Origin of the sequence: Shewanella sp. S1-58-MNA-CIBAN-0166 (genome assembly GCF_040310085.1) — a bacterium.
Lineage (GTDB): Bacteria > Pseudomonadota > Gammaproteobacteria > Enterobacterales > Shewanellaceae > Shewanella.
Genome location: NZ_JBEOPN010000085.1, coordinates 1 through 574 on the forward strand (window position 1 = coordinate 1; position 574 = coordinate 574).

1 protein-coding gene and 1 pseudogene are annotated in these 574 nt (G+C 42.3%); both read right to left on the reverse strand.

Features of this window, described 5'->3' with window-relative positions; all coding sequences use genetic code 11:
- A pseudogene (locus tag AAEY99_RS21190) lies at window positions 1–266 on the reverse strand (hypothetical protein); the annotation flags it as partial.
- Window positions 203–502, reverse strand: coding sequence for an IS3 family transposase (locus AAEY99_RS21195; protein WP_059746534.1), 300 nt, complete (start codon window positions 500–502; stop codon window positions 203–205). The pseudogene AAEY99_RS21190 and the gene AAEY99_RS21195, both read right to left, overlap by 64 nt.
- Window positions 503–574: the final 72 nt, after the last annotated feature.

A 574-nucleotide genomic window follows, 5' to 3' on the forward strand; every position in this document is an offset into this window, starting at 1 on the left:
AGCTGGCCTGCTATCGTTCTTGCCCCTGCAGAGCCACGACTATCACGGTGGATTGCAATCGCTTGCTGGCGCAGTTTTCCTAGTTCAGGCTTCACTAATCCACGATGTTTGAGATGATAATGGTAGCTGCTTCGCGGTATTTCAAATAAATGGCAAAGCTGTTTGACGATGTTCTGCTCTCTCGATAACGATTCAATTAACGCTATCGTTTGATGTTGTCTTGCATTAAGAGAGCGGTAGCCTTTTTTAGGATGTCTTTCTCCCATTCAATCTTCTTAATTTGCGCTTCAAGCTCTTGAATTCGTTTTTGCTCAGGAGTGATGGCATGAGATGATGGGGTAATACCTTCAAATTCTTGCCTAAGTTGAGTCACCCAACGTCTAATCGCTGTTGGACCTGCCCCCGTAGCCTTGGAAGCTTCACTCGTAGTGTAACCTTGTTTAATAACGAGGTTTGCAGCATCTATTTTAAATTCTGTTGAGTAAGTTGGTTGAGTTTTCATTACTTTTTTACACCGTTTTATCTTAAAGGAAGTTTACCTCAATCGGTGTACAGATTCATTAAGCCACAATAC

Excerpts from the sequence above, each read along its gene's own strand:
- AAEY99_RS21195 (WP_059746534.1), bottom strand. The coding sequence starts at position 502 with ATGAAAACTCAACCAACTTACTCAACAGAATTTAAAATAGATGCTGCA.